A 25,655-nucleotide genomic window follows, 5' to 3' on the forward strand; every position below is an offset into this window, starting at 1 on the left:
CGAGCATTGCTCGCCGTTTCTTTTTATGATGTAAAACTATGAACAAGAAGCCTGCCAACCCTCAGTTACTCACCAGCCTCTACGGTATGATCAACAGTGGACAGGCGTCACTGGCCTTGCCACAAATTCAGCAGTTACTGTCCAACAACGCCAAAGACCCCAATGTTTTACATCTGGCTGCCCTCGCGCATGCCGCCACGGGAAATACTGCCGAAGCTAAACACTTCTTTACCCAGACGCTCAAAGTAAATGGCCGACAACCGGCAGCACATAATAATTTCGCCAACTTCCTCAAACAGCAGAACATGCCCGAACAGGCGCGACAGCACTATCACAGCGCAACCGCCCTGGCCCCCAAGTTCAGCGATGCCTGGCGCAATCTGGCAATACTTGAGTATGAACTGGCTGAACTAGACCCTGCTTACAAGCACGCCCAAAAGGCAAGCGAGATTGCGCCAAACAACCCCGCGGCCTACACGCTACTGGGTAATATCTGCAGAAAAAGTGATCGCCATGAAGACGCTATCGAATATTTTCAGCGCGCGATCAATTTAAAACCTAATTATGTGAATGCCATCTACGGCCTGGCGATTACTTATACCGCCCTCGAAGAAAACGAACGGGCTATTACGCTGCTGGAGCAGGCGCTTCGCATAAACCCGGGAACCGCCGAATTTCAATATGCGACGGCACTGGCACAACTGAACCTCGGCGAATACCAGCAAGCACTCACTACGCTGGAAGAGTTACTAAAGAATCACCCTCTATATATCGATGCGCACCGCACCCTTAACGAGGTCTATTGGCAACAGGGTGACCAGGCAGCTTTCTGTTCCAGTTATAAAAACATTCCCTCTCCCCAGCGACAGAACATCGCTATCGCCATAGCTCATATCGAAAACCTCTTGGCAGTAAACCGGGTTGAAGAAGCCGAGCGAGAACTCGACAATAATTGGAACGACTCCCGCGATCCCAGAATCCTCTTTTTACGCGGCAAGGTTGCAGAAGAACAGGGCGATATCGGTTCTGCCACACTACAGTATGAAGAAGCCTTTACCCAGCATCCCGAATTGACTGTCGCCAAGCAATTTTTTATCGCTCTAATCAAGTCAGCGCAGTTCGACCGGGCGGAAAAACTTATCTCGGACTATCTAAATAGAGCGCCAGACGATCAATTGCTGTGGGCATTACAAGGCACCTGCTGGAAAATGCTCGGGGATCCCCGCTATCACTGGCTGACAAAAGACAATGCCTTTGTGCAGCGTTTCGAAATCCCAACCCCGAATGGCTACGCCAATAAAAATGAGTTCCTCGATCAGTTAAAGGAGACGCTGATCGAAATGCACAACTTAAAAGCCCAGCCGCTTAACCAGTCAGTTCGTGCTGGAGTACAAACGCCTGGGCGCCTGTTGCACAAAAAGCACCCTGTAATAATGGCCTTACGGAGCAGTCTTGCCGAGATAGTGACGGAATATATTTCGGCCTTGCCGACGGACAAGACGCATCCCCTGTTGCGCAGAAAATCTGGAGACTTCGTTTTTTCAGGCTCCTGGTCCGTCTTACTGAAAGGAGGTGGACATCATGTCAGCCATGTGCACCCACAGGGATGGATTAGCTCTGCTTTTTACGTGGCAGTGCCACAAGTGATTCCCGACGAAGCAAACAAAGATGGCGGTGACATCTATTTCGGCCGCTCTCCTTATGAGCTTGGCAGTAGAGACATGATTGAGAAGCAAGTGACCCCCGAAGCCGGGACACTTGTTCTGTTCCCGTCATACACCTGGCACGGCACCGTACCGCTATCCGGGAATGAAGAAAAAGTAAGGATCACAACGCCGTTTGATGCTGTGCCTGCGGCAAAGACCGACAAATAGTTGATTTAGAAGGACAACTCACCGCGACGTAGCCAGCCCGTAATTGAAAAGCGGCTACCTCTGGCAAAAGGGGTCACGTAGGAAACCGAATGCTTTCTCGGTACTTTAAACACATTAATTGCGTTGAACGTAGGGACCAGGGTTTTTACCACTTCCTGATCATCCAACACATGGAAAAGGCCACCCCAGTCCGAGTTCCAGTTCGGGGTAAGATTTAGAACATACGCTGCCACTCGGCCCTTGCCTTGAACATTATCGTCATGCTCCTTAAGAAAATGCCCCCGCTCGAAGCTAGTCGCCTGAACATCAGCGAAGGAGATACTGTCATCCCCGACTAAAGTTCGCATCATGCTTAGGAACTCCGAACTATTTACCAGCTCAAAAACCTCGTTTAGGTCACTATCTGGTAGTAGCTTCTTGGCGTAGATATCAAATATGGGGATGCTTTTATAGAAATATTGGAAATCTGTCGCTGCCTGAGCCCAGACCACTTCTGAAAGCGTTTTTTTCTGCTGCTCTGTCCAACTACAGAAATCCCTGTAACTCAGGTCGACATGGCTTCCCAGCTTATTGAATGCTAGATTCCATTCGCGCTGCGACTCAAGTAGGCTATGTAGTGCCTGAGCTGAATCCTGGCGGAGGAAGTCTCGCACCTGAATCACACCTTGCTCGGCAAACTCTGCCTTATGTGCTTCAATATCCAATAATTCTGAAATATGGTACATTGTCGGACCTATGCGCACCGCCAAGCGGGACCAAAAACTCTAAAAGCGCCTCTGCCGGGAATAGAATTCCCTGCTAAATATTTTCCGTCTATTGTACCAGAGATACTCAACCGGTATGAATCACCCCGACCCCTTCACAGCGGCGGAACAGGCCATCCGTAGCGGTAACATTCAAAAAGCATGCGAGCTCCTGCAGGCCAACCTTAGCGATGCTAGGAATTTTGTAAAAACCCGCATTACATTAGCCGAACTCTATCTCCGCCAACGGAGGTACGACCAGGCCCGAAAGCTTCTGTCTGAAGTAATCTCTCGTACTCCAGAACAAGTGCATGCACATACATTGCTTGCATATGCCGCCAGAAACCAGGGCGACACATCTATAGCAGCGAAACACTTGGAGCAGGCCAGCAACATAAAGTCCGCCAGCCAAAATGAACTGAAATTTATTTCAGGTGAATTTATGGCGCTCGGGGCATATCGAGCGGCCGTTCAAGTAATAAAGAAAATTGATCCGATGGATGCACAATGCTTCTATCACCTTGGCCTTGCCTACTTTAAGCTGGGCGAGATCGGCAAGGCACTACCTATCTACCGCAAGCTTTTTTCCAGCATTTCCGATAGCGCAACTATAGCTCGGGAACTATCTTTAGTTGCCGCAGCATTCAGAGAATACAAAACAGCTGTAGAAGCATTTAGTCGATATATAGATCTAATCCAGCCCACTGCTACAGATTTTTTAAAGTTTGCCGACCTGCAGTTGATGAACCGCAACATCTCTGAAAGTGAAAAGCATCTTGCGAAAGCCTTTGACATAGGAGAAAACAGTGCCCAAGCTCGATTGCTCCAGGCAAGACTTTCTCGACTAAAAGGCGATTATTCAAAGTCGCTTTCAGAAGCGAAAAACGTTGTTAAAGAGTTACCTGAGTCCGGTACCGCATGGAAGATTGTTTCAGAGCTAATCGAGCCAACCGAGATTGACGCGAATCTTATCAGTCAATTGAAGAGGGCTATATCCTCGCCTGCCATGGGTGACCAGGATAAAGAGGAAGCCCAATTTGCTCTTTCGGAACTTTACACCAAGTTAGAAAAATATGAGCTGGCATACAAGGAGATGTGTGCCGCCAACCAAATCAAGTTGCGAGCTCTTCATGAACAGGGTATTCGGTACGACCGCCAGAAGACTGAGTCACTGTTCAATAAGATCCGACAAGCTTATGCGGACTCCGCTCTATTGCAATCCTCGACTGACCCACATAGCCCGGTATTTATTGTCGGCATGCCAAGATCAGGCACAACGGTAATCAACCGAATTGTCGAGATGTCGGGGAGACTGCAATGCATCGGAGAAAGTGAAGCAATTCCATATATACATTCTCAGCTGCAACTTCGATTCGGCGGTGGAAGTGAAGAATTCGCAAAAAACCTAACTGCGAAAGACTGGAATCAGCTAGCTGCTGACTACCTCCACCAAGCGGACGATAGAGGCCTGGAAATTGCCGATAAGATGCCAAGCAACTTCCTCTATGTCGGCATGATCTTATCAATGTTTCCCCACGCCCGAATTGTACAGCTGAGAAAGAATCCATTTGATGTATGCATGTCTATTTTCGCCAAGCCTTTCCCTGAAGGTCACAACTATGCTTGCGACGTAAATGATCTCGCCCACTATTATTTCCAAGCAAATAGACTCATGGATTTCTGGTCACAAAAATTTCGAGACCAGGTTTTCGACATTAATTTTGACCAATTCCTTGAATCACCTAACCGTATCGGCAAGCAACTTTTCTCGTTTTTGGGGTATGAGTGGAGCGCTGAGTATCTGGCTCCCCCAAAAAAAGCCTCGCACGCCTTTACTTTCAGCGAGCTACAAGTACGAAAGCCGATTGATAAAAGCGAGGCTGAAAAATGGAAGCCATTTTTCAAGGTCGCATTCGATCTCAGTGCTGCCATCAACTCTGAAGCCCTTGAATCACCTGATCGTCAATAGCTGAAAGGGCAAATTAGAGAGCTTTAAAATGCAATACAGATTAAACCATGAACTCGACATAGAAGCCTGGACGCCAGAGTATGCCAAGGACATGCGGTGCCGCGTTACCAACATACTTGATCCAGAGTCTGCACGCACAATGACGCAGACAATTCTGGAAAATGCAGAGTTCAAACAGGCGCATATTTCAGAAAACAAATATCGAGAGATTTCGAAGGAAGAGTTCTCTAAGTTGGACATCGCCAAACGCCAGGCTCTGGTCCGGGAAGTATACACGCTGGCCCGCGAAGGCATCGGATTTTGGTATGGACGACAAGGCCTCAACAAAGGGATCACGGGCCCACTGGAAGAAATTCGGCAATGGCTGGGTAGTGAAGAGACGCTTGACGCTGTCAGAAAGGTAACCGGCATCGCATCGTTGACTCCTCCCTCCGCACAAATCACTTCATTTGCGCCCGGAGATTTTCTTACTCGCCACAAGGACGATGTAACCGCAGAGAAGAGGAAAGTGGCTTTCGTCCTCAACCTGACAGAAAATTGGCATCCAGACTGGGGCGGGCTCTTGCAGTTTTTCCGCGACAGTGGCGAAACCAGGGATTCCTGGTCCCCCGTTTTCAACAGCCTATGCCTGTTCGATGTCAAACATGTACATTCCGTGACTTGCATCGCGCCTTTCTCACCAAAAGTGCGCTTAGCTATCAGCGGCTGGTTTCACGAAAAAATCTAGCTGCGAGCAATCCGCCCCGTCATACTCAAATTACATATTCCTGGCTCGCTATGCGCTCTTTTCCACTTCATGCAGCCTTTTCAGGCAGGCCCATCCCGCGCCACCTGACCGACCAAGCGAGACTCTGACACCTTAAAAACGGGGGCGCAGCCCCCGCCAAACGGGATAACGCTTCAATGCGCTAAATATTCCTATCTGTCTCACTCCCTATATTATCTTCAAGCTAGACCACGTCACTCACTCAGCACAGCCCGCTGTACTTGGAGTTAGAATGCATACTATTCGCACTCCTGCGCGTTAGACCATAAAAGACCGGTAAGAAACAATGGATACCTTAACAGCCTTCCTGACACTACTCTTCGTCATGGACCCACTGGGAAATATCCCAGTTTTCCTCGCGGCACTGAAGAATGTGCCTCAACGTCGCCAGCTCTACGTCATCATGCGTGAGCTGGTCTTCGCACTAATAGTACTGCTGGTATTCCTCTACGGCGGCCGCTATGTGCTGGCTTGGCTCGGCCTGTCGCAGGAAGCGATACGTATTGCCGGCGCGATTATTCTGTTTTTGATCTCGCTGCGCATGGTTTTCCCGACCGAGGGCGGAATCATGGGAGAGCGCCTGGAGGGCGAGCCCTTCTTCGTACCCCTCGCAGTGCCGTTAGTTGCAGGCCCCTCTACGATGGCCATCCTGATGCTGATGACAAACAGCGAAGGCGAGCAATTAATGGATTGGACTCTGGCGCTACTGGGTGCCTGGGGTGTTTCTTCGGTGATATTGCTGGCGTCTGCACCGCTGGCCCGATTGCTTGGGAACCGCGGTCTGATCGCCGTCGAGCGGCTGATGGGAATGGTCCTGGTAATGCTCTCCGTGCAGCTTTTCCTCGACGGAATGAAACAGAGCCTCGCTTAACTCCTCCTCAGCAGCCTCTTTCGCAACGAGAGAGGCTGAATATTTTTCGACCAATCCAGTTTCCCCCCATTCAGAGAGCCCCCCTGTCTGTTTTTCAACCAACATTTTCTAATTGCTCACAAACTTTACATTTGACAGTTACATACTCCGAATTCAATAACGGCTATAAAAATATCACTTAATTATTGGTTTTTGCGGACATATATTTTTTGCGCCGCTCAAAAAAAAACCATTCCGCTCAAAATGCGCACCGCCCGAAAGTCAGTTCCGCGATACCTGAATGTCACGTTAGTTCCATAATTTTATTTGATGCATTAAAGTCAGCTCGCGCATTAAATGCTACAAGCTAATAAACGCATTATAAGTACCCTAAGTACATAAAAGGATGCATTATGATCAAGACCAAACTGAGCGTTGCCATTGCAGCTCTGGGCACTATCGCCAGCACCGGCGCGCTGGCCCAGGACGCAGTACCCGGACCGGAAGTTGAAGAGGTAGTTGTTACCGGTTCACGTATTGCCCGCGACCCTCTCTCCACCACCGGCCCTATCACCATCGTTGACTCCGAAGCAATCCAGCGCTCCGGCGTTGGCACCATCGATGAGCTGCTGACCCAGCTGCCGTCCATGGGCACCAACGGCATCAACGCCAACGACAACAATGGCGGCCAGGGCCTGGCGTTTGTCGACCTGCGTAACCTGGGTTCTGCGCGTACCCTGGTTCTGGTTAACGGTCGTCGTTTTGTATCCTCCAGCTCCGGCGTCAGCTCCGCGGTGGATATGAACAATATCCCGGTTGATATGATCGACCGTATCGAAGTGCTGACCGACGGCGCTTCCGCGGTATACGGCTCCGACGCCGTTGCCGGTGTTATCAACGTGGTTATGAAGAAATCCGTAGACGGTGTTCGCGTAAGCGCCCGCGCCGGCTCCACCACAGAGGGTGGCGGCGAGAACGGTGACTTCTCCATCACCTTCGGCGGCGAGGGTGAGCGCGGCAGTTTTATCGGCAATATCAGCCATGCACAGCGCGACGAAATTACCTATCAGGACCGCGAGTGGGCAGGCCTGCGCAGCTCCATGTCCCCGACCGGCAACATCTTCACCGATTACGGCAGCTTTACCGTGGGTGAAGACGGAGAGACTCTGGCTTCCGGCTACACCCCTTACGACATCGGTCAGTACATGTGGCTATCCGGCGCCATGGAGCGCACGGCCGCAACCCTGAACGGCAACTACTCCATCACCGATGCGGTAGAGCTGTATGGCGAAGCGAGCTTCACCACCAAGACCACTAACCAGCAGCTGGCTGCCCAGCCGATGTACGCCGGTAACGGCCTGGCGCTGACTCCGGATCACATGCCGGCAGAAGTGCAGGCGCAACTGCAGCAAGCCTGGCAAGCGGCAGAAGACGCCTACCAAATCGATCTGGCGGCATATCAGGCTGCGCACGCTGCCTGGGTAGCCCAGGGCAGCCCGAAAGGCCTGGAGCCAAAAATGCCGGTCGCTTCCCACGGCACCAGCTGGGACAGCGGCGCGTTTGATGTACGCCTGCGTCCGGTTGCCGGCGGTACCCGCGACTATGAGCAGACCACCGACACCTACCGTATCGTCACCGGCCTGCGCGGCGACCTGGCCAACGGCTGGGGTTGGGATACTTTCCTGAGCTACGGCAAGAACGAAGGTGAGAACAGCACCACCAACTCCTACAACAAGGCCAAACTGCAGCAAGTCCTGAACGGCACTTCGCCGATCGCCAACCCGCAGTTCCTCGGCGGCATCGGCGCGGATGTGATCGACTACATCCGCTACGACGACAAAGAGAACAATGAGTACGAACTGGTTAATGTCGGCGCCAGCCTGACCGGCGACATCGAAGCCATCCAGTTCCCGGGCGGCGCCCTCGGCTTCGCCACCGGTGTTGAATACCGCGAGGAATCTGGCGAGTTCAATCCGAGCGTGGAAACCCAGAGCGGCGATACCTTCGGCAACCAGCAGGACGCAACTGCCGGTGAATACTCCGTAACCGAAGTCTTTGCCGAATTTAACCTGCCGATTCTGGCCGGCGCCAAGTACGCGGAAGAGCTGTCTGCCGACGTTGCGGTTCGCTACTCCGACTTTGACACCTTTGGTGGCCAGAGCACCGGTAAGATCGGCCTGGTGTACGCGCCGACCGAAGACCTGCGTTTCCGCACCAGCATCTCCACCGCCTTCCGCGCTCCGGGAATCTACGAGCTGTTCAGCGGTGCCGCGCAGAGCTACGAGTACCTGATCGATCCGTGTGACAACGGCACCACCAATACCACCGGCGTTGGCGCTAATTGTCAGGCGGCCATCGTTCAGTCCGGCAATCAGGTACCGACCAATATCGGCGGCAACCCGGATCTGCAACCGGAAGAAGCGAAAACCTTCACCGCCGGCGTAGTCTGGACTCCGTCCTTCGCGGACGATCTGTCCATCACCCTGGACTACTTCGACATCGAGGTGGAAGACGCGATCACTTCTCCGGACCTGCAGCGCATTCTGGATGACTGCTACCGTGCTGGTATCGCCTCCGCCTGTGACCGCGTAGTGCGTAACAACAACGGTGCGGGTCAGATCGTCGCTCTGGAAGGTGCACTGATGAACATCGGTGAGATCACCACCAAGGGTATCGACATCGACGTAGTACAGAACTTCCACTACGACGCTGGCCAGCTGGCCCTGCGCGCTCAGGCGACTCGCCTGCTCGAGTACGAGGAGTTCAACTCTCAGACCGGCCAGACTACTGACCGCCTGGATTACATCGGCACCACCGATACCGCCTACGTAAAATGGCGCGGTCTGGCCAGCGCCACCTGGTACGGCAACGGCTGGGATCTGGGCGCTGACGTTCAGCACCTGAGCGATGGCCACAGCCCTTACATGGACGTACCGTCTCACACCTACCTGAACCTGAAGGCAGGCTGGGACGTGAACGACGCTACCCGTGTGAGCGCAGGTATCGACAATGTGACTGATCGTGAACCGGCGACCACCTCCGGTTCCGACTGGAACAGCGCCTACGACTTCCAGGGCCGTTACGCCTGGGCTGGTGTCAGCTACCAGTTCTAAGTGACGACTCAATAAGTCTATGTGACAAGGGGCGCCCGATGGGCGCCCCTTTTTTATGGATACTGCACTGGTTGATTGCTTGAGCCTGCGACGGGCTTATTCGCGCTGCTGCCTCATTACCATCCAAGCATGTCCGACAGTTCAGGGCGCCGTTGCCGCCTGATAACGTTGATTGTCGGAGCAGGGGCCTCAGGATTCATATCTGGCTGCGACCGCTTGAGGTATTCCAGTTTGCGCAAATAGGCATTCTTGGTGCCCTGATTTTCCGCCAGGGCAAAGGCCTCCCTGAAGCTCTCCCGGGAGTCCTCCACTTCACCCAGCCTGAAGCTGGTCAGCCCCATCAGAAAATGGAAACGGTGATCATCCTCGTACTTCCACAAGGCGCGACGCAGCTGTTTTTTCGCCCGCTGATATTCCCCGTGTTCATAGGCATTACGCGCCTGGTAGAAAAGGTAATAGGGATTGCGTTCGCGGTGATATTTCGCCCGCTGGGCATAGTACTCGGCCAGCTCCACTCGGCCAGAGTGACGGTAGAGGCGCTCCAGATTACTGATGGCCACCAGATGGCTGGCATTTAACGCGAGCGCCTGGCGATAGCTCTGTTGCGCTTCATGCTGGTGACCGAAACGACTGTACAACGCGCCCAGATTGGACCAGAGGTCACTGTCGCCGGGGCGCAACGCCAGCGCCTTGCGCAGATGCAGGAATGCCGTCGCTCGCTCGCCCTGCTGCATCAGTTCGATACCGCGATTGCTGTAGTACTGGGCAAAGGCGGCGATATCGGAGAGCTTGCGCTGATCGTAAATCGGGTCATAGGCCGCGAGATTGAAGTCCACCACCCGGCGTCCGCGTGTATTTTCCGACACCATATTGATGTGGCGATAGACCACGAACGTCTGCGCTTCGTCGTGCCCCCATACCGGCGGCACATCCACCTGATTGAAATAGGCTTCGGCACCCAGCTCGCGCGCCATCGCGACCATCATCAGCGTAAACGCCAGGCAGTTCCCGCGCTGCTGGCGATAGGTCTCCATCGCGGACAGGGTGCTGTCTTCATCATACTCGACGTGAAACTCGCGCCGCTCAAATGCGCGGATCAGTTCCGCCAGGCGCCGCCGCGGGCTGGCATCCGGCGCCACCGTTGCCAGATAGGCGCGCATTTCCGGCGTCAGTGCCAGCAGATCCTCCTCGGGCAGGCTGGCCATATCGACGGGCTGGCCCAGTATCACCGCGCCGCTCAGGGCAGACTCGATATCAATGGCTGAACTTTCGCGCGGCGGGTTACTGGCGCAGCCGGTCAGGAAGCACAGCAGAAGTATCAGGATCGGGGTTTTCATCATTATTTTCCCCTGTGGACCAAATTCTATACAGCATTTACCACTAAACGGGCCGGCTGTGAATACCCCCGCGGCAAATCATACGGTTTCAACTGCAACGATTCGCCTGCCTAACGGACAACTGTTACACTTCCGGGGTTTCTTTTGGAAGCTCTGGGCACAGTCTGCAAAGCACTCGGGCGCGTTATCCCATCTATTGGCTATCACCGCTTGAGACACCGGCTGACCGAGGTTCCCCAATAACTATTACAGACAGAGGAACTTCTATGTCTTCTAATGTCGCGGACGTCACCACGACGGCCACTACTACCGGTTCGGGCGAGTTGCTCGGCCACCCCAAAGGGCTCTACATATGTTTTGCCACCGAGCTCTGGGAGCGCTTCTCCTTCTACGGCATGAAGTATCTGCTCCTCCTTTACCTCACCAAGTACCACCTGTTTACCGATAGCGCCGGCTATGACGTGCTCGGAGCCTATGCCGGCCTCGTATATGCACTGCCGCTGATCGGCGGCCTGCTGGCCGACCGCTACCTGGGCATGCGCAAGGCGGTACTGTTCGGCGGTATCCTGCTGTGCCTGGGGCACCTGTTGATGGCGGTGGAAGGGCACCAGGCCATTACCTATGCGGCGGGCACTCTCCTCAGTGAGGCCATCACCCTGAACGACGGCACCGTGATCGCCGCCGGCACCACGCTGGCCAGCGATGTGGTCATTCAGGATGTGGTCGCCCTGAAAGTGTTCTTTATGGCACTGGCATTGATCACCGTGGGGGTCGGCTTCCTGAAACCGAACATCTCCACCATCGTCGGTCAGCTCTACAGCAAGAATGACCCGCGTCGCGATGCCGGCTTCACTATCTTCTACATGGGCATCAACGTCGGCTCCTTCATCGCCACCCTGCTGTGCGGCTGGCTCGGGGAAACCTACGGCTGGGGCTACGGCTTCGGCCTCGCCGGTATCGGCATGGTGGTCGGCCTGATTACCTTCCTGTGGGGCCAGAAATACCTGGACGGCCTGGCCGAGCCGAGCCGCCCGGAAGTGCTGAAGCAGAAAGCCATCGGCCCGATCAACAAGGAATGGGCCGTGTACCTGGGCGGCATCGCCTCCCTGGCCGTGGTCTGGTTCCTGGTACAGAGCGAGCCGGTCGTGCACCTGGCGCAGAACAGCCTGCTGATCGTCGCCATCGTCGGCCTGATCCTGTTCTCCATGCTGCACCAAGATAGCAAGGGCAAGGATCCGATTGCGATAGGTGTGGCAGTGGCAACCGCGACGCTGGGCCTGATTTGGGCGTTCGCTGGCACGCTTGCGCCGGAATGGATGGAATACAAATCTAATCTTGATCCGTTGGTAGCTGGCGAAGTAAATACCGTACTCGCCGGTATTACCCCGATCATTGACTGGATCGTTACCGATGTCGACAAGTGGCTGGGTGTCATGCTGCTGAGCCTGGTAGGCTTTATCGGCTACGGCTTTACCCGCCACTACAGCGAGGAGTTCTCCCGCACCGTGGTGCTGATGGTACTGATCACCTCCACCATCGTGTTCTGGGCGCTGTTTGAGCAGTCCGCCGGCTCCATGACCCTGTATGCCGACCGCGTACTGGATCGTACCGTTGGCGACGGCGAGATCCGCGCGTCCATGTTCGGCTCTCTGAACGCCGGCTTTATCATGCTGCTGGCCATTCCGTTCGCCGCCCTGTGGGTGTGGCTGGGCAAGCGCGGCTGGGAGCCCAGCACGCCGGTCAAGTTCGGCCTCGGCATCATCCAGGCCGGCCTGGGCTTCGGCGCGCTGGTACTGGGCGCGGCTTTCCCGACCGAAGCCGGCAAAGTGGCAATGATCTGGCTGGTGCTGGCCTACCTGCTGCACACCACCGGTGAGCTGTGCCTGTCTCCGGTCGGCCTGTCCGCGGTGACCAAGCTGTCCATCGGCAAAGTCGTGAGCGTGAGCATGGGTACCTGGTTCCTGGCGACCGCCCTGTCCGAGACTGTGGCTACCCGTATCGGTAAGATGGCCGCGGTACCTCAGGAGGGCGCCACCGACCTGGCTTCTACCCTGTCCACCTACACCAGCCTCTACGAGTACCTGATGTGGTGGGGCCTCGGCGTCGGCGCGCTGATGATCGTCATCTCGCCGCTGCTGAAGAGAGGCATGTGCGGCATCCGTTAAGCACGGATACCCAAAACGCAAAAAGGCCGCTGCGGAAGCAGCGGCCTTTTTTGTTTTAAACGACTGTATTTGGGCGAAACCCAAGGTTCGCCCCTACCTCCTTTTGTCGTCATGCCGGCGCAGGCCGGAATCCAGGGGTTCCAGCTCTGGATGCCGGCCTGCGCCGGAACGACGAGGAGTTTTTATCGAAGCCATCCAGAATTCGCCCCATCAGCCGAGAAGCAATCCGGCGTTCAGCCAGATAAATCGCAACCCAATCACACAGAGCAGACCGGCAAAACAGTTCTTCAACAGTTGCGGTGACAGGCGGTGGGCCAGGTTGGCGCCGAAGCGGGCGAAAGGCGTGCTGGCGAGTACTATGCCGAAAAACGCCGGCCAGTAGATATAGCCGCTGCTCCAGCGCGGCAGGAGTTCGTACCCCCAACCCTGCACGGCAAAACTGATGGCGCCGGCCACCGCGATCGGCAGGCCACAGGCGGCGGAGGTGGCGACAGCGCGCTGCATCTGCACGCGGCAGCGGGACAGGAAAGGTACCGTCAGCGAACCGCCGCCGATCCCAAAGATCGCCGAGGCCCAGCCGATAATGCCACCGACGCCGGCCAGCAGTGGTGCACTGGGCAGTCCGCTGGCGTCATCCGGCAACTGTCCGCGACGCAGGCCGGCAAGCCACATTCTCGCCGCAATCACCAGTGCAAATACGCCGATCAACAGCTGCAGCCAGGCACCCGGCAGTAAGTGGGCGGTTACACCGCCGAGCCAGGAGCCCAGCAATATACCCGGTGTCATGGATAGGAAGATGGACCAATCCACCGCACCTTTCAGATGGTGGGTGCGAATCGAGCTGAGCGAAGTGATGACGATAGTGGCCAGGGAAGTCGCCACCGCCATATGGGTCAGGATTTCCGGCGCTATACCCATAGCGGTGAAGACCAGCACCAATGCCGGCACGATAATAAGACCGCCGCCAACGCCGAACAGGCCGGCGATGGTACCGGCGGCGGCGCCGACCAGCAGATAGATCAGTAGCGTTTCCATTGCCCTCCCCCCGGCCTGACTCCCGTGGCGCGGGAGGCGGGCCGCAATATTTCACCGCAAAGCGGCACCGTGAAGTTGAACGCGGATACAGTCCGCAATCAGCCGCGGCTGTCGACATTCAGCCAGTCAAAACCCTGCTGCTGGCAGGCAAAAATGCAGTTCGCGACCCGCTCGGCCGCGTCCGCCAGGGCCTCACGGGCCAGCTCGAGGCTGTTGTTCTTTTCGCTGATATGCGCGACGACCAGGTGCTGTAGCTGATCGCAGCCAACCCGCTGCAGAAAGCCCGCGGCCTGCTGATTACTCAGGTGGCCGTAGGCACCGCCGACGCGTCGCTTCAGGGAAGGTGGATAGGGCCCCTGGGCCAGCATCTGCGGATCGTGGTTGGCCTCCAGCAACAGCGCGTCGCAGTCGCCGAAATGCTCTTCGATATGGGGGGTCACCGTACCGAGATCCGTGAGCAGGCCAAGGCTGCTGCCGCGGGCACGGAATACGAACTGCGCGGCCTCGCGGGCATCGTGCGGCACGGCCACCGGGGTAACGTGGATATCTGCCACGGCAAACGGCTGGTGCCCCTCGATCAGGTGCAACTGGGGCAGTTTGCCGATGTCGCGCGCGCGGAAAGTGCCGGGGGTCAGATAGACCGGCAGGCCGTACTTGCGTGCCAGCGGGGCGACACCGGACAGGTGATCGCTGTGCTCGTGGGTTACCAGAATCGCGGACAGCTCGGCCGGGGACATACCGAGCCGCGCCATGCGCCGCTCGGTTTCCTTGATGGTGAAACCGCAGTCCACCAGCAGACAGTGGTCGCCACTGGCGACCAGCGTGCCGTTGCCTTTGCTGCCGCTTCCCAGTGAGGCGAAGCGAAGGGCCATTGAGCGACCCTTAAATCAGGTTCTGGCGGATCGCCAGCAGCAGCTGTGAAGCCTTGGCGCGGGACAGCGGCTGGCCGCGGGTGTTGCGGATGCGCACCTCAATGACATCGTCGCCACCGCGCAGTATGACCAGATAACCGGGGTACTCCGCCGCCGGTGCACCGCCGATTCCCTGCATATCGGTAAACAGGGCCGGTTGGGCATCGCTGGCTGTGTCAATGTTGGCCAGGATCTGCTGCAGGGTTACGGCTTCGGCTCGCTTGGCCAGCTTGTCTTCACCCTTCTTGCCCCAGGAGAACCAGCCGCCCTCGTCCTCATCGGACAGTTCGCGGTTCTCGTCAAAGGTGACGTAGAGGATACCGAGATCGGGATTTTCCTGGTGCAGGCGGTAGGCGCCGGCATTGACGGCGTGGGCAACCGTCGCCCAGGCGCGGTCCATCGCCAGCCCCATGGAAATATACGGTTCGCGGCCGGCCGGTTCCTGCAGCTGCACCTTGACCGAAGTACCGCCGATGGCCTGGGCTACCAGGGACGCAGCGGCACCGGTGGACTCTGCCGCCAGCGCAGAAGACATCTCATCGATCATCCAGCCCTCGCGTTCCGGGCTGGTTGATTGCTCCGGCCAGGTAACGGCGACAGTTGTCGGCGTTTCGGCCGGCAGGGAAAAGTGGCGCACATGAATTTCGGTGGTATCCGGCTGTACGCCCGATTCGACCCGCAGGCGGTACTTGTCCTTGATTTCCGGCGTTTCATTGAAGGTGAGCCAGGTGGTCTCCATGATGCCGGCGCTGGCATCGGACTTTTCCAGTCGCAGACCGGAGGTGCGCAGGAAGTAGTGCAGCTGCGGCCACACCTCGGCTGGGGGTTGACTGACCAATACCCAGCGTCGGTTGCCGAGCTTCTGGATCTTGACCCGGTCCAGGCCCACATTGACCGACAGCGCCTGCGGACGCGGCACTTCGAACTCGCCTTCCGTCAGCTCGTTGCTGGCAATCTGCGGAACTTCATACAGCTCCTCCTGATGCTTGGCGGTCACACCGGGGGGCATCTGCAGCGGCGGCAGGCTGTCCGCCCGCTGGTAGTCGTTGCTGCGGTCGCGAAAATAGCCCTCGTTGCCGAACATGCCACAACCGGTCAGCGTGATACCGGCGATACAGAGCACGGCTCCAGCGGTCAATCTTGTCATTATTACGTTCCTAATTAATCCTCGGTTCGCAGGTGTCAGAGTACACCTGCGCTGCGCAGTGCTTCGCGCACAGTGGCGTGGTGTTCCGGGGAGAGGCTGGTGAGCGGCAGGCGGATGCCGCCGTCGATACGCCCCATTTCCCGCAGCGCCCATTTCACCGGTATCGGGTTGGACTCCACAAACAGCACTTTGTGCAATATGCGGATGCGCTGGTCGATGGCCCGCGCCGTCTCCGCGTCGCCGCTGATCGCCGCCTCGCACATCTGCGCGACCGCGGCCGGCGCCACGTTGGCCGTTACGCTGATATCGCCGTGACCACCCATCAGCATCAGCTCCATCGCCGTGGCATCGTCACCGGAATAGATGGCGAAATCCTTCGGCAGTATGTCCATCAGCACGCGGGCGCGTTCAAGGTCACCGGTAGCCTCCTTGATGCCGACGATATTACTGATCGCCGAGAGACGCAGCACTGTCTCCGGCAGCATGTCGACAGCGGTACGGCCCGGTACATTGTAGAGAATTTGCGGTATGTCCACGGCTTTGGCGACCGTGCGGTAGTGCTGATACAGGCCCTCCTGGGTGGGCTTGTTGTAGTAAGGGGTAACCAACAGACAGGCATCGGCGCCGCATTTGGCCGCGTTTTCCGTCAGCTCGATCGCCTCGGTGGTGGAATTGGCACCGGTGCCGGCAATCACCGGGATACGACCGGCCACCTGATCGACCACGCGGCGGATCACTTCCAGGTGCTCATTGACATCGAGAGTGGCGGATTCACCGGTGGTTCCGACCGCGACCAGGGCCCGAGTGCCCTGTTCGATATGCCATTCCACCAGGTTGTGCAGGCTGTCCCAGTCCAGGCTGCCGTCTGCATACATTGGGGTAGCCAGCGCCACCATACTGCCGGTAAACATCCTCACTCCTTACTTTTCGCACTTGGCCCGGGCTAACACGCCGAAAAAGAAACCGGTATGTTACTGAGGGCACAGGATCTATGCCAGCGGCCAGGGCCTGATAATTCGGGATTCTCGGGCCTTATTTCGCCACTTTCCTGCGCTTCTTTTTCTTCTTGCGCACGCCTTCGTAAACGTTGGGCGCCCCTTCCGGGCGGGTTTTGAAGCGACGATGCACCCACATGTACTGTTCCGGGTTCTCGCGCATGCGCGCCTCTACAAACTGATTGACCAGCACCGCGTCCCGCAGTTCGTCGCCGGACGGAATTTCCTCGATCGGCGGATAGACCTTGACCCGGTAGCCGGCGCCGCCCTCCAGGCGCGTCACCGTGTAGGGCACCACCAACGCCCGCCCGACGCGGGCGAAGCGCGAGGTTCCGGTCACCGTCGCCGCCGGCACTCCGAACAGCGGCGCGAACACGCCCTGCTTGATGCCGTAGTCCTGGTCCGGCGCATACCAGACGGCGCGACCGCGCTGTAACGCTCGCAGCATGCCGCGTACGTCCTTACGCTGAAACACCTCAGAGTCCTCGCCGTGGCGCTCGCGCCCCTTGCGCTGCATATAGTCGTAGACCGGGTTCTTGTGCGGCCGGTACATACCGTCGATCTTGTGGCACAGGGACATAAACTGGGCGCCGATCTCCAGCGTGGTGAAATGCATCGCCAGCATCACCACCCCCTGGCCGCGAGACTGGGGCTCCTGCAGGTATTCCAGGCCCTCGATGGTAAAACGCTTGCGCAGCCAGCGGCTCGAGCGAAACCAGGCCATGCCGGTTTCCATCAGCGCGATGCCATTGGACTCGAAGTTGCGCCGCAGCAACTCGGCGCGCTGCGCATCACTCTGCTCGGGGAAGCACAGCGCCAGATTGCGCTCGGCGATGGTGCGGCGGCTCGGTGCCAGACGCAGCATCAGCCTGCCGAGCAGGCGTCCCAGCGCCAGCTGCCAGCGATACGGCAGCTGGGCGACGAGAAACCAGAGCGCAAATGAGAGCCAGGTGAGCCAGTAGCGCGGATGCAGCAGCGCCGCGCGGAATCGGGGTTTTTCCATCGGATGTTGTTATCTGGCCCGCGATATCACAGCGCCGGGCGAATTGGTCGAAAGCCGCGCATTATAGCGGAAGAAGGCGGGGACTGGGACGTAAGTGCTGGGGGCGCGCCGGCACGGCGTTGCCGGCGCCCGGGGTTCACGGGTCAGTGGCGCAGCAGGGTGTCCAGCTCATCGACTGCTTCACACCAGTCGGAGTCATCCTGTATCGCCTCCTGCAGGAACTCGCGCTGTACATCGGACCAGAATGGCGCCTTGGCCAACTTTTCATCGCCCTGCAGGTGGTGGCGAGCCAGAAACTCGTCAACGGCCGCATCCTCCGAGGGCAGTCCCAGCTGGGCAAAGAGATCGTTGAGGTTGTGATGTCCGGAGGTGTCCATAGTCGCTCCCGATTTATTTGCGTTCAGATCGACAAGTAAAAACCGATTCCATCAGTATAGTAAGCCATGGGCGCGGCAGGCCAGCCGCACTCAGGGCGCCGGATTGGGGTTCATGCCGTGCACAGACTCAATAGCGGCCAGCTGATCATCATCCAGCACCACGTCGACGCTGGCAATATTGCTGCGCAGCTGCTCCATTGTGGTGGCACCGATAATATTGGATGTCACGAACGGCTGCCGGTTGACGAAAGCGAGCGCCATCTGCGCCGGAACCAGGCCGAATTCGCGCGCCAGCGCCACGTAGGCCTCGGTCGCCTGCACCGCTCGCGGGCCGGTATAGCGCTGGAAGCGCTCGTACAGGGTCAGGCGCGCGCCGTCGGGCTTGCTGCCGCCCAGGTACTTGCCGGACAGGACACCAAAACCCAGAGGCGAATAGGCCAGCAGTCCGCACTTCTCGCGGATCGCCATCTCGGCACACCCCACTTCGAAGGTGCGGTTGAGCAGGCTGTAGGGGTTCTGGATGGAGGCGACGCGCGGCTTGTTGCCATGGGCGGCGAGGCGCAGGTATCTGTGCATGCCCCAGGGGGTCTCGTTGGAAACTCCGATATGGCGCACCTTGCCGGCCTTTACCAGCTCGTCCAGCGCATCCAGGGTCTCGGCGATGGCGATACCGTCATCATCGCCGTGCTCGTAGCCGAGGCGGCCGAAGAAATTGGCCTGACGCTCGGGCCAGTGCACCTGATATAGATCGATATAGTCGGTGCGCAGGCGCTTTAGGGAATCGTCGCAGGCCTCGAGTATCTGTGTGCGGTTCAGGCGCGGGCCGCCGCGGATATGGCCGACGCCGGAGTTTGCGTCGCCGCGGCCGGTGACCTTGGTGGCGAGTACAAATTTGTCGCGGTTACCCCGCGCCGCCTGCCAGTTGCCGATGTACTCCTCGGTGCGCCCCTGGGTCTCGGGTCGCGGCGGTACCGGGTACATCTCGGCGCAGTCGATAAAGTTCACCCCGTGATCCAGCGCGTAGTCCAGCTGTTCGAAAGCCTCCGCTTCCGTGTTCTGCTCACCGTAGGTCATGGTGCCGAGACAGATCAGGCTGACGTTGAGATCGGTGGTGCCGAGCTGGCGGTATTCCATGGAGAAGCTCCTGCAGATCAAAGAGGGTGATTATGCAGGCTCGGGGGGAGGAGTTGTAGGAGCGCTCGTTGGCCGCGATCTTGCTGGCTGCCTTAGGAAAGGTGCCGCAGTCAGAAAGCCCTGAGGCGGCCCTGCGGCCGGGGGCATTCGCTCAACAGCCTTATCGGCAAATGTTTCACGAACGCCCCCGGCCGCAGGGCCTTCACTTCCGGATTCGGATTGTTCCGAATCCGAGGATTATTTGAAATCCGCGTCGACTATCGGGCTGACATCGGCGTCGTAGTCGACACCGTCAACACCGAAACCGAACAGCTTCAGAAAATCCTCCTGATAGCCCTTGTAATCGGTCAGCTCGAACAGGTTTTCCTCGGTCACTTCCGGCCACAGCTTCTCGATCTTGGCCTGGGTCTCCGGGCGCAGCTCCTTGTCGTCCATGCGGAAACGGTTGGTATCGTCCAGGCGCGGCGTGTCGGTGTAGAGACCTTCGGTGTACAGGCGATACAGCTGTTCGATACAGCCCTCGTGAGTGCCCTCTTCCTTCATCACCTTGTAGACGAGGGAGATATACAGCGGCATCACCGGGATCGCGGAGCTGGACTGAGTCACCAGCGCTTTCAGTACCGCCACATTGGCATCGGCCTTGCCGCTGTCGCTGATCGCCTTGGCGGCGCGGTCCAGGTCTTCCTTCGCCTTGCCGATGGTGGCGTGGCCGTAGATCGGCCAGGTCAGTTTCTCGCCGATATAGGTGTAGGCAACGGTCTTGCAGTCGTCGGCCAGCACGCCGGCCTTACCCAGGGCGTCCATCCACAGTTCCCAATCTTCACCGCCCATGACTTTTACCGTCGCGGCGATCTCCTCTTCGCTCGCCGGCTCAACGGAAATGTCGGAGATTTCCAGCTTGTCGGTGTTCAGGTTCTTGGCGGTGTAGGACTTGCCGATCGGCTTCAGCACGGAGCTGTACAGTTCGCCGGTCTTCGGATCGGTGCGGCGCGGGGAGGCTAGGCTGTAGACCACCAGATCCACCTTGCCCATATCCTCCTTGATCATCTCAATGGCTTTGGCCTTGATCTCGTCGGAGAAGGCATCGCCGTTGATGCTCTTGGCGTAGAGACCGGCCTTGTGCGCCTCTTCCTCGAACGCTGCGGAGTTGTAGTAGCCGGCGGAGGCGGTGCGCTTCTCCGTCGGCGGCTTCTCGAAGAAGACACCGAGGGTGTTGGCACCGCAGCCGAAGGCGGCGGTAATGCGCGAGGCCAGGCCGTAACCGGTGGAGGCACCCACCACCAGCACGTTTTTCGGGCCGTCCTCGATAGCCGGCTGGGATTTGATGTATTCAATCTGCTCGCGCACGTTGGCGGCACAGCCCTGCGGGTGGGCGTTGGTGCAGATAAAACCGCGTACTTTCGGCTGGATAATCATGCCTGTCAGTCTCCCCCTTACTCTGGGAATCGTGGTTGTTCGTTAGTCACAAATTCGTCTGGCCGACGGCGCCGCGAATACCTGGAGCGGCCGGACAGCGAGCATGGACGCGTAGGCAACCGCCATGGATGGCGGGCGAGCGCATCGACGCGCGAGTCACATTGGTGACGCATTCTAATGGCAGTTGCCCCCGAGTCCCATAGCGGCTGTCACAAGGTGGCGGAATCCGTGTCCAGAATATCCCCCTACGCGGCCAAAGCGGCCACATCCGACGCTGCCGCCCTATCCGGGGGCAGAGGCCCCGTGCCGGTGCGCGCTTACACCGCGTGACTGCCGCAACTTGGCGCCGATTTCACGGCAATCGGCGCCATTTGTGTAACTTCGCGTTGGCACGCTGTGTGCAATTCCATGAGTGGAAGCATCTGCGAACTGACAGATTGGGCAGTTCTCGGACACTTCCGGCGGGTGCGCATGGCAGCGCATCTCGTTTACTCCACCCGGCTAGGTCGGGCGGTATCAACCAAGGCAGGGCAAGTGCCTACAACTCAGGCAAGGTAAAGAGGTAAGCATGAAATACTACTCACGTCATTTCGTTAAACCCGGTGATCTCAACCCGGCACAACGGCTGTTCGGCGGTCAGCTGCTGGCGTGGATAGACGAGGAGGCGGCGATCTTCGCCGGCTGCCAGATGGGCACGCCGATGGTGGTGACCAAACTGATGTCGGAAATCGACTTCGTCAGCTCGGCTTTCTGCGGCGATGTGGTGGAGTTCGGCTTCGAGGTGGTCGCCATCGGCCGCACCTCCCTGACGGTGCACTGTGAGGTGCGCAACAAGCAGACCCGCGAACTGATTATCCAGGTCGAGCGAATCGTCTTCGTGGCGCTGGATGCCGATGGCAAACCGGCCCCGCACAACAAAGCCGGCATGTCACTGGAGGAGGCGCGCCTGGCCACGCAGCGCGAGCGGGAGCTGCGCGAGCAGCGACTGGCGAGCTGAATTCGCTCGGGCTCCGCACGGAGCCCGATCCTTCCAACGGCGGTATAATCACGCTTTTCCTGTGTCTCACCAGCAGCCGCCGTCACTATGTTCGATCTGCGATTCATCACCCCCAAAGCCTGGACCGAGCCCGTGCTCGCCGATTTCGATCGCTTTCTGCAGGACCACGCCGCCGCGGAGAAGAAAGCCTCGGGAATGGCTGTCTCGATGTTCTCCCACTATCCGGATAAACCGGTGCTGGTCGAGGCGATGGTGAATCTGGCGCTGGAGGAAATGAATCATTTCCGCCAGGTCATCAAGATCATGCACGAGCGCGGTATTTATCAGGCGCCGGACGAGAAAGATCCCTATATCCACGCCATCCGCAAATTGATCCGCCGCGGACCGCGGGAATACCTGCTGGACCGGTTGCTGACCGGCGGCATTATCGAGGCGCGTGGCTGCGAACGTTTCGGCCTGGTCGCCGCGGCGCTGCCCGAAGGCCAGCTGAAAGCCTTTTATCAGGTAATTACCGACAGCGAAGCCCGCCACCACGAACTGTTCGTGGAGCTGGCGCTGGAGTATTTCCCCCCCAATGACGTGGAAGCGCGGCTGGACCAGTTGCTCGATGCCGAGGCGGCCATTACCGAAGCTCTGCCCCACCGCGCGGCGCTGCACTGAGAGGCCCTGAATTTCGGCTCCCGGGAAAAAAATCCAACTGCAACCGAACGGCAACACTTGGCCGACGCTATCCAATACTATGAAATTTCTACACCGCTACGCTTTCCAGATCGGACTCCTGACTGTCTTCGCCCTCACCTGGGGCTGGGCCGCATGGCAACCGCTGCACCCGGATGACTGGCTGCTGGAAAACTACCTGGTGTTTATCGCGGTGCCCGTCGTGCTGGTCAGCGCGCGCGCCTTCCGGCTGTCGAATGTGTCCTATGCACTGATCACGCTGTTTATGTGCCTGCATGTGATCGGCTCTCACTACACCTACGCGGAGGTGCCGTTCGGCGCGACGCTGCAGCAGTGGGTCGGCGCGGAACGCAATATGTACGACCGCCTGGTGCACTTCTGTTTCGGCCTGCTGCTCGCCTACCCGGTGCGCGAGGTGCTGATACGCCTGGCCGGCCTGCGCGGTTTCTGGGCCTATTTCTTCCCCGTCGACGTCACTTTTGCGCTGTCTTCCATTTACGAGATCATCGAGTGGCAGGCGGCGGATCGGGTATCACCGGAACTCGGCCTCGCCTTTCTCGGCAGTCAGGGCGACATATGGGATGCGCAGAAAGATATGCTGCTGGCGGGTATCGGCGCGATTATCGCAATGCTAATCGTGCTGCTGGCCAATCTGTGGCTGAACTCGAGAGCCTGGCAGGAGATCCGCAACAGCCTGCGCGTCCCCGGCGACGACCGCATACTCGGCGAAGTGCGGATCCGGGAATGGTTGCGCAGGAGAGGAAGGCGGGGGGCGCGCCGTGCGGCCGACGCCGAGCATTAATTGCCGGAGATGTAATTGAGCGGCAGCTGCGTGGTCTGCTTCATCGTTTCCATCACGAAGCTGGAACTGACATCGAACAGGTCCGCCTTGATCAGCTCCTTGTACAGGCGATCGTAGCCCGGCATGTCGGTCACCACCGCCTTGATCAGGTAATCCAGGTCGCCGCTCATGCGGTGCACTTCCAGGATCTCCGCGATCCCCTGCACCACCTGGCTGAACTGTGCCGCCCACTGGTCATTGTGCTGGTTGGTGCGGATCGCGATATAGACCGTCAGCGGCAGGTTGACCTGGTCCTGGTTCAGCAGGGTGACCCGCTCGCGAATCACCCCGTCCTCCTCCAGCTTGTGAATGCGCCGCCAGCAGGCGGACTTCGACAGCCCCACCCGCTCGGCGATATCGCCAACGGACAGGGTCGCATCCCGCTGCAACAGCTCCAGTATCTGCCGGTCCTGCCGGCTTATCTTCGCCGCCACCGCATATCCCCCTCTCATTCCCGCCAGAAAGCGTTCCCGTTAACACAGTCTCAATGCACATTTGTTTCGAAATATGACAATACATGAAACGATAGCCCGAAAAAAGCGGACTGACTGACTCAGGCAGAGACATTGTTTCAGTGCAATACCTCTACAGTATGCGCCTCGAATAAGCGTAGAGAAGTAGGGTATGACCGCACTGATAAAAACTATTCGCGAATCGGTCATCGGCGACCTGCAGCCGATCGACACCCCATTCGGCCGTAAGCCACTGGTCTACGCCGATTACACGGCGTCCGGGCGCGCGCTGGGCTTTATCGAGGATCATATCCGCACGCAGGTGCTGCCCTACTACGCCAATACGCACACCGAGACCTCCTATACCGGCGCCCAGACCACCGCCCTGCGCGAGCAGGCCCGCGATGAGATTCGCCGTGCCGTCAACGCCGGCGCGGACGACCGCGTGATCTTCTGCGGCGCCGGCGCCACCGCCGCCGTGCACAAGCTGATCGATATCCTCAACCTGCGCCTGCCGGCGGACCTGGACCAGCGCTATCGGCTGCTGGAACAGATTCCGCCGCACGAGCGGCCGGTAGTCTTTATCGGCCCCTACGAGCACCACTCCAACGAACTGCCGTGGCGCGAGAGCATCGCCGAGCTGGTCTGTATTCCCCTCGACGCGGAGGGCATGCTGGACACCGACGCGCTGGACACCCAGTTGCGCGCCTATGCCGCACGGCCGCTGAAAATCGGCAGCTTTTCCGCCGCGTCGAACGTCACCGGTATCAAAACCGATGTCGACAGGGTGACGCGACTGCTGCACAGGCACGGCGCCCTGTCTTTCTGGGACTACGCCGCCGCTGCGCCCTATGTCGCCATCGATATGAGCGGCGAAAAGAATGCGAATGGCGATAGCAGCAAGGACGCCGTATTTATTTCCCCGCACAAATTCATCGGCGGCCCCGGCACACCGGGCATTCTCGTCGTCAAACAGTCACTGCTGAACAATTCCGTGCCGGCGGTCCCCGGCGGCGGCACCGTGCTCTACGTGACGCCGGAGGACCATCGCTATCTGGACAATGCCGAGCGCAGTGAAGAGGGCGGCACGCCCGCGATTGTCGAATCCATTCGCGCCGGGCTGGTGTTCAAGCTGCAACAGGCGGTGGGCACCGACGAAATCGAGAAACGTGAGGCGGATTTCGTGCACCGCGCGCTAGCGCGCTGGTCCGAGTGCGAAAATATCGAGATCCTCGGCAATCCAAACGCGCCGCGCCTGTCCATTACCTCACTGCGTATCAAGTGGCGTGGCGATGATCTGCACTACGGTTTTGTCGTGGCGCTGCTCAATGACCTGTTCGGTATCCAGGCCCGCGGCGGCTGTTCCTGTGCCGGCCCCTACGGCCACGCCCTGCTGGGCATGGATATGGATTACAGCAGGGCGCTGGAAGCACAGTTACTCGAAGGCTTTATGGTGTTACGGCCTGGCTGGGTACGCCTTAATTTCAACTACTTTCTCGACGAAGCGACGTTCGAATACCTGGTACGCGCGGTGGAGCTGGTCGCGGAGCACGGCTGGAGACTGCTGCCCTACTATCGATTCGACGCATCCCACGGCGTCTGGCGCTTCCAAGACATCAAAACGGCACTGGCAGCCAGCCTCGCCGAGCTGGATTTCAGCCAGCTCGAATCACCTGCCGCCCCGACCGCAGCTGCCGATGTATGCCTGCAGGAGCAGCTGGCGCTGGCGGAGCGCGAGCTCTGCCGCGAGCGGCGCGATGCCACCCGCTACAGCCTGGAACTGCCGGCGGAGGCGGAACAGCTGCGCTGGTTTGTCGCGCCGCAAGAGGTTACACAAGCGCAAGGATTCTAA

At 58.2% G+C, this 25,655-nt stretch carries 21 protein-coding genes; 10 read left to right on the plus strand and 11 right to left on the minus strand.

Going from position 1 to position 25,655, the window contains the following annotated elements; all coding sequences use genetic code 11:
* Positions 1-38: 38 nt before the first annotated feature.
* The gene (locus BLW36_RS13640) at positions 39-1,874 is read left to right on the plus strand and encodes a tetratricopeptide repeat protein (RefSeq protein WP_091389664.1); all 1,836 of its coding nucleotides are present in this window, start codon (positions 39-41) and stop codon (positions 1,872-1,874) included.
* A gap of 5 nt (positions 1,875-1,879) precedes the next feature.
* Here BLW36_RS13640 and BLW36_RS13645 read toward each other — a convergent pair whose 3' ends face one another.
* Entirely contained in the window at positions 1,880-2,599 is a 720-nt protein-coding gene (locus BLW36_RS13645; protein ID WP_091389666.1) for a 2OG-Fe(II) oxygenase, read from the minus strand.
* A 115-nt stretch (positions 2,600-2,714) separates the two neighbouring features.
* Between BLW36_RS13645 and BLW36_RS13650 the strand changes: the two genes are divergently transcribed.
* From BLW36_RS13650 to BLW36_RS13665, 4 genes are all read left to right on the plus strand, one after another.
* Entirely contained in the window at positions 2,715-4,586 is a 1,872-nt protein-coding gene (locus BLW36_RS13650) for a tetratricopeptide repeat-containing sulfotransferase family protein (RefSeq protein WP_091389668.1), read from the plus strand.
* Positions 4,587-4,614: 28 nt separating this feature from the next.
* The gene (locus BLW36_RS13655) at positions 4,615-5,313 is read left to right on the plus strand and encodes a 2OG-Fe(II) oxygenase family protein (RefSeq protein ID WP_091389670.1); all 699 of its coding nucleotides are present in this window, start codon (positions 4,615-4,617) and stop codon (positions 5,311-5,313) included.
* A 325-nt stretch (positions 5,314-5,638) separates the two neighbouring features.
* On the plus strand, positions 5,639-6,223 hold the full coding sequence (locus BLW36_RS13660; RefSeq protein WP_091389673.1) for a MarC family protein: 585 nt from the start codon (positions 5,639-5,641) through the stop codon (positions 6,221-6,223).
* A 392-nt stretch (positions 6,224-6,615) separates the two neighbouring features.
* A complete protein-coding gene (locus tag BLW36_RS13665) occupies positions 6,616-9,315 on the plus strand; it encodes a TonB-dependent receptor plug domain-containing protein (protein ID WP_091389676.1) in 2,700 nt (899 codons plus the stop codon).
* 116 nt (positions 9,316-9,431) lie between these two features.
* Here the strand turns inward: BLW36_RS13665 and BLW36_RS13670 are convergent, their stop codons facing one another.
* Positions 9,432-10,655 carry a tetratricopeptide repeat protein gene (locus BLW36_RS13670; RefSeq protein WP_244506262.1) on the minus strand — a complete coding sequence of 408 codons (1,224 nt, stop codon included), beginning with the start codon at positions 10,653-10,655 and terminating at the stop codon, positions 9,432-9,434.
* A 263-nt stretch (positions 10,656-10,918) separates the two neighbouring features.
* On the opposite strand from BLW36_RS13670, the gene BLW36_RS13675 reads away from it, so the two are divergent.
* A complete protein-coding gene (locus BLW36_RS13675) occupies positions 10,919-12,817 on the plus strand; it encodes a peptide MFS transporter (protein ID WP_091389681.1) in 1,899 nt (632 codons plus the stop codon).
* A gap of 210 nt (positions 12,818-13,027) precedes the next feature.
* On the opposite strand, the gene BLW36_RS13680 is transcribed toward BLW36_RS13675, so the two are convergent.
* The 8 genes from BLW36_RS13680 to fabV all read right to left on the minus strand — a co-directional run bounded on the left by BLW36_RS13680 (position 13,028) and on the right by fabV (position 20,835).
* Positions 13,028-13,852 (minus strand): sulfite exporter TauE/SafE family protein, encoded by an 825-nt coding sequence (locus BLW36_RS13680; RefSeq protein WP_091389684.1) that lies wholly within the window; start codon positions 13,850-13,852, stop codon positions 13,028-13,030.
* Positions 13,853-13,950: 98 nt separating this feature from the next.
* The gene (locus BLW36_RS13685; RefSeq protein WP_091389687.1) at positions 13,951-14,724 is read right to left on the minus strand and encodes an MBL fold metallo-hydrolase; all 774 of its coding nucleotides are present in this window, start codon (positions 14,722-14,724) and stop codon (positions 13,951-13,953) included.
* 10 nt (positions 14,725-14,734) lie between these two features.
* The gene (gene bamC / locus BLW36_RS13690; RefSeq protein WP_091389689.1) at positions 14,735-15,910 is read right to left on the minus strand and encodes an outer membrane protein assembly factor BamC; all 1,176 of its coding nucleotides are present in this window, start codon (positions 15,908-15,910) and stop codon (positions 14,735-14,737) included.
* 35 nt (positions 15,911-15,945) lie between these two features.
* Positions 15,946-16,821, minus strand: a complete 876-nt coding sequence (gene dapA / locus BLW36_RS13695; protein ID WP_091389692.1) for a 4-hydroxy-tetrahydrodipicolinate synthase — start codon at positions 16,819-16,821, stop codon at positions 15,946-15,948.
* A gap of 121 nt (positions 16,822-16,942) precedes the next feature.
* Positions 16,943-17,908 (minus strand): LpxL/LpxP family Kdo(2)-lipid IV(A) lauroyl/palmitoleoyl acyltransferase, encoded by a 966-nt coding sequence (gene lpxL, locus BLW36_RS13700; RefSeq protein ID WP_091389694.1) that lies wholly within the window; start codon positions 17,906-17,908, stop codon positions 16,943-16,945.
* Between the two features lie 143 nt (positions 17,909-18,051).
* Positions 18,052-18,285 (minus strand): DUF2789 domain-containing protein, encoded by a 234-nt coding sequence (locus BLW36_RS13705; protein ID WP_091389696.1) that lies wholly within the window; start codon positions 18,283-18,285, stop codon positions 18,052-18,054.
* Positions 18,286-18,375: 90 nt separating this feature from the next.
* Positions 18,376-19,419: an NADP(H)-dependent aldo-keto reductase gene (locus BLW36_RS13710; RefSeq protein ID WP_091389699.1), complete on the minus strand. Its 1,044-nt coding sequence runs from the start codon at positions 19,417-19,419 to the stop codon at positions 18,376-18,378.
* 237 nt (positions 19,420-19,656) lie between these two features.
* Positions 19,657-20,835, minus strand: a complete 1,179-nt coding sequence (gene fabV, locus BLW36_RS13715) for an enoyl-ACP reductase FabV (RefSeq protein WP_091389702.1) — start codon at positions 20,833-20,835, stop codon at positions 19,657-19,659.
* 568 nt (positions 20,836-21,403) lie between these two features.
* Here fabV and BLW36_RS13720 point away from each other — a divergent pair.
* From BLW36_RS13720 to BLW36_RS13730, 3 genes are all read left to right on the plus strand, one after another.
* Positions 21,404-21,832: an acyl-CoA thioesterase gene (locus BLW36_RS13720; RefSeq protein ID WP_091389705.1), complete on the plus strand. Its 429-nt coding sequence runs from the start codon at positions 21,404-21,406 to the stop codon at positions 21,830-21,832.
* 87 nt (positions 21,833-21,919) lie between these two features.
* Entirely contained in the window at positions 21,920-22,492 is a 573-nt protein-coding gene (locus BLW36_RS13725) for a tRNA-(ms[2]io[6]A)-hydroxylase (RefSeq protein ID WP_091389708.1), read from the plus strand.
* 79 nt (positions 22,493-22,571) lie between these two features.
* Positions 22,572-23,312: a DUF2238 domain-containing protein gene (locus tag BLW36_RS13730; RefSeq protein WP_091389712.1), complete on the plus strand. Its 741-nt coding sequence runs from the start codon at positions 22,572-22,574 to the stop codon at positions 23,310-23,312.
* Here BLW36_RS13730 and BLW36_RS13735 read toward each other — a convergent pair.
* Positions 23,309-23,785, minus strand: a complete 477-nt coding sequence (locus BLW36_RS13735) for an Lrp/AsnC family transcriptional regulator (protein WP_244506263.1) — start codon at positions 23,783-23,785, stop codon at positions 23,309-23,311. The genes BLW36_RS13730 and BLW36_RS13735 overlap by 4 nt on opposite strands.
* A 190-nt stretch (positions 23,786-23,975) precedes the next feature.
* Here BLW36_RS13735 and BLW36_RS13740 point away from each other — a divergent pair, with 190 nt between their 5' ends.
* Entirely contained in the window at positions 23,976-25,655 is a 1,680-nt protein-coding gene (locus BLW36_RS13740; RefSeq protein ID WP_091389716.1) for an aminotransferase class V-fold PLP-dependent enzyme, read from the plus strand.

The organism is Microbulbifer marinus (assembly GCF_900107725.1).
Classification (GTDB): Bacteria; Pseudomonadota; Gammaproteobacteria; order Pseudomonadales; family Cellvibrionaceae; genus Microbulbifer; species Microbulbifer marinus.

What these genes read in the sequence shown, in the direction of transcription:
- BLW36_RS13640 (WP_091389664.1), top strand. Translation starts at nt 39, where the DNA reads ATGAACAAGAAGCCTGCCAACCCTCAGTTACTCACCAGCCTCTACGGT.
- BLW36_RS13645 (WP_091389666.1), bottom strand. Translation starts at nt 2,599, where the DNA reads ATGTACCATATTTCAGAATTATTGGATATTGAAGCACATAAGGCAGAG.
- BLW36_RS13650 (WP_091389668.1), top strand. Translation starts at nt 2,715, where the DNA reads ATGAATCACCCCGACCCCTTCACAGCGGCGGAACAGGCCATCCGTAGC.
- BLW36_RS13655 (WP_091389670.1), top strand. Translation starts at nt 4,615, where the DNA reads ATGCAATACAGATTAAACCATGAACTCGACATAGAAGCCTGGACGCCA.
- BLW36_RS13660 (WP_091389673.1), top strand. Translation starts at nt 5,639, where the DNA reads ATGGATACCTTAACAGCCTTCCTGACACTACTCTTCGTCATGGACCCA.
- BLW36_RS13665 (WP_091389676.1), top strand. Translation starts at nt 6,616, where the DNA reads ATGATCAAGACCAAACTGAGCGTTGCCATTGCAGCTCTGGGCACTATC.
- BLW36_RS13670 (WP_244506262.1), bottom strand. Translation starts at nt 10,655, where the DNA reads ATGATGAAAACCCCGATCCTGATACTTCTGCTGTGCTTCCTGACCGGC.
- BLW36_RS13675 (WP_091389681.1), top strand. Translation starts at nt 10,919, where the DNA reads ATGTCTTCTAATGTCGCGGACGTCACCACGACGGCCACTACTACCGGT.
- BLW36_RS13680 (WP_091389684.1), bottom strand. Translation starts at nt 13,852, where the DNA reads ATGGAAACGCTACTGATCTATCTGCTGGTCGGCGCCGCCGCCGGTACC.
- BLW36_RS13685 (WP_091389687.1), bottom strand. Translation starts at nt 14,724, where the DNA reads ATGGCCCTTCGCTTCGCCTCACTGGGAAGCGGCAGCAAAGGCAACGGC.
- bamC (WP_091389689.1), bottom strand. Translation starts at nt 15,910, where the DNA reads ATGACAAGATTGACCGCTGGAGCCGTGCTCTGTATCGCCGGTATCACG.
- dapA (WP_091389692.1), bottom strand. Translation starts at nt 16,821, where the DNA reads ATGTTTACCGGCAGTATGGTGGCGCTGGCTACCCCAATGTATGCAGAC.
- lpxL (WP_091389694.1), bottom strand. Translation starts at nt 17,908, where the DNA reads ATGGAAAAACCCCGATTCCGCGCGGCGCTGCTGCATCCGCGCTACTGG.
- BLW36_RS13705 (WP_091389696.1), bottom strand. Translation starts at nt 18,285, where the DNA reads ATGGACACCTCCGGACATCACAACCTCAACGATCTCTTTGCCCAGCTG.
- BLW36_RS13710 (WP_091389699.1), bottom strand. Translation starts at nt 19,419, where the DNA reads ATGGAATACCGCCAGCTCGGCACCACCGATCTCAACGTCAGCCTGATC.
- fabV (WP_091389702.1), bottom strand. Translation starts at nt 20,835, where the DNA reads ATGATTATCCAGCCGAAAGTACGCGGTTTTATCTGCACCAACGCCCAC.
- BLW36_RS13720 (WP_091389705.1), top strand. Translation starts at nt 21,404, where the DNA reads ATGAAATACTACTCACGTCATTTCGTTAAACCCGGTGATCTCAACCCG.
- BLW36_RS13725 (WP_091389708.1), top strand. Translation starts at nt 21,920, where the DNA reads ATGTTCGATCTGCGATTCATCACCCCCAAAGCCTGGACCGAGCCCGTG.
- BLW36_RS13730 (WP_091389712.1), top strand. Translation starts at nt 22,572, where the DNA reads ATGAAATTTCTACACCGCTACGCTTTCCAGATCGGACTCCTGACTGTC.
- BLW36_RS13740 (WP_091389716.1), top strand. Translation starts at nt 23,976, where the DNA reads ATGACCGCACTGATAAAAACTATTCGCGAATCGGTCATCGGCGACCTG.